General features: G+C 64.7%; 2 protein-coding genes. One reads left to right on the top strand and one right to left on the bottom strand.

Going from position 1 to position 2,074, the window contains the following annotated elements; genetic code table 11:
- Positions 1-182: 182 nt before the first annotated feature.
- Complete coding sequence (gene tdh / locus DBR34_RS18485) at positions 183-1,205, top strand: L-threonine 3-dehydrogenase (RefSeq protein WP_128097864.1); 1,023 nt, start codon at positions 183-185, stop codon at positions 1,203-1,205.
- A gap of 73 nt (positions 1,206-1,278) precedes the next feature.
- Here tdh and DBR34_RS18480 read toward each other — a convergent pair whose 3' ends face one another.
- Positions 1,279-1,980 carry a TorF family putative porin gene (locus DBR34_RS18480; RefSeq protein WP_128097863.1) on the bottom strand — a complete coding sequence of 234 codons (702 nt, stop codon included), beginning with the start codon at positions 1,978-1,980 and terminating at the stop codon, positions 1,279-1,281.
- Positions 1,981-2,074: the final 94 nt, after the last annotated feature.

Below are 2,074 nucleotides of genomic sequence, written 5' to 3'. Positions count from 1 at the left end.
ATCGAGCACCATGGATGGGCTCTGGCGTGTCCCGGCCAGGGTGGCCCCGTCCCCTCGCCACGGAAAAGGGAGGCGCTGCTACCCCCGCTAAACCACCCGCAATGCAACATGGGAAAACCGTCCGCGGCCCTATAATCCGCGTTTTCCCCCAGACGAGTTCCACCCCGATGGCGCAGCAAACAATGAAGGCCCTGGTCAAGCGTGAAGCCGCCAAGGGCATCTGGCTGGAAGAGGTTCCGGTCCCCACCCCGGGCCCGAACGAGGTCCTGATCAAGCTGGAAAAGACCGCCATCTGCGGTACCGACCTGCACATCTACCTGTGGGACGAATGGAGCCAGCGCACCATCAAGCCCGGCCTGACCATCGGCCACGAATTCGTCGGCCGCATCGCCGAAATCGGCCCCGGCGTCACCGGCTATGAGCTCGGCCAGCGCGTCTCGGCCGAAGGCCACATCGTCTGCGGCCACTGCCGCAACTGCCGGGGCGGCCGCCCGCACCTGTGCCCCAACACCGTCGGCATCGGCGTCAACGTCAACGGCGCCTTCGCCGAATACATGGTGATGCCGGCCAGCAACCTGTGGCCCATCCCCGACCAGATCCCGTCCGAGCTGGCCGCCTTCTTCGACCCGTACGGCAACGCCGCGCACTGCGCGCTGGAGTTCAACGTCATCGGCGAAGACGTGCTCATCACCGGCGCCGGCCCCATCGGCATCATCGCCGCCGGCATCTGCAAGCACATCGGCGCGCGCAACGTGGTGGTCACCGACGTCAACGACTTCCGCCTCAAGCTGGCCGCGGACATGGGCGCCACCCGCGTCGTCAACGTGTCCAACACCTCGCTCAAGGACGTCATGAAGGACCTGCACATGGAGGGGTTCGACGTCGGCCTGGAAATGAGCGGCAACCCGCGCGCCTTCAACGACATGCTCGACTGCATGTACCACGGCGGCAAGATCGCCATGCTCGGCATCATGCCCAAGGGCGCCGGCTGCGACTGGGACAAGATCATCTTCAAGGGCCTGACCGTGCAGGGCATCTACGGCCGCAAGATGTACGAGACCTGGTACAAGATGACCCAGCTGGTGCTGTCCGGCTTCCCGCTCGGCAAGGTGCTCACCCACCAGCTGCCGATCGACGACTTCCAGAAGGGCTTCGACCTGATGGAACAGGGCAAGGCCGGCAAGGTCGTGCTGAGCTGGAACTGAGGCAACCCGGTACCGACCGGCAAACGAAAAAGGCGCCTTTCGGCGCCTTTTTCATGCCCATCGCAGCCTCAGGTCATTTACCCACGGCCACGGTGAACACCACGCGGTTGTCGGCCAGCTTGCCGTTGTTGTCGCGACCGGCGCCATCGGTACCGTGGTACCCCAGGCCCAGGTTGAACAAGCCGAACTGGCGACTCACGCCGACGTTGAAGTCGGTGTAGTCCTTGCCGAAATCGGTTTCCAGCGAGGTGCGGCCCACGTTCGCGCTCAGCGTGAAGTCATTGGGCAGGCCCCACTCGCCGCCCACCGCGTAGTACCAGCTCTTGGTATCGGAGCCGGACAGATCGTCGGTGTAGGCCACCGTCAGCTTGTACTGCTCGGCGAAGGTGGTGGTGGTGATCAGCTCGTTGTAGTTCAGCTCGCTGGCGCCCGGATAGGTATAGCGGTTGAGCAGCACGTCGAAATTGACCCCGTCGGTGACATCCACCCCGTAGCCGATCAGGTAGTCGACCTCCGTGCTCGGGTCGCCCGGCCCGAAGTCCACGCCCGACCCCCACACGCCCGCGTACAGGCCCACCGGCGAGGTGTAGGTGAAGCCGGCCTGCAGGGTCGGGTCTTCATCGGTCTGGGACACGCCACGGAACACGTAGTCGGACACGGCGGTGACGTTCCAGCTGAACGGCGATTCGGCCTCGTCCTGGGCACTGGCGGCAAACGGGGCAAGCAGGGCGGCGCAGAGCACAGCGGCGGCGGTACAGCGCGTGGCGTGGTTCATGCGGGGTCTCTCCGGGACGTGGGGTGGGCGGTGCAGCGGGGTTTACGGTTTTTTAACCTGATTGATATTGCGATGCAACAATCACGTGTGCAAC

It is taken from the genome of Stenotrophomonas sp. HMWF003, from assembly GCF_003061285.1.
GTDB classification, from domain to species: Bacteria; Pseudomonadota; Gammaproteobacteria; order Xanthomonadales; family Xanthomonadaceae; genus Stenotrophomonas; species Stenotrophomonas maltophilia_AP.
The sequence above is the reverse complement of the archived record's forward strand: the minus strand, read 5'-3'. Positions and strand labels throughout refer to the sequence as shown.

What these genes read in the sequence shown, in the direction of transcription:
- tdh (WP_128097864.1), top strand. Translation starts at nt 183, where the DNA reads ATGAAGGCCCTGGTCAAGCGTGAAGCCGCCAAGGGCATCTGGCTGGAA.
- DBR34_RS18480 (WP_128097863.1), bottom strand. Translation starts at nt 1,980, where the DNA reads ATGAACCACGCCACGCGCTGTACCGCCGCCGCTGTGCTCTGCGCCGCC.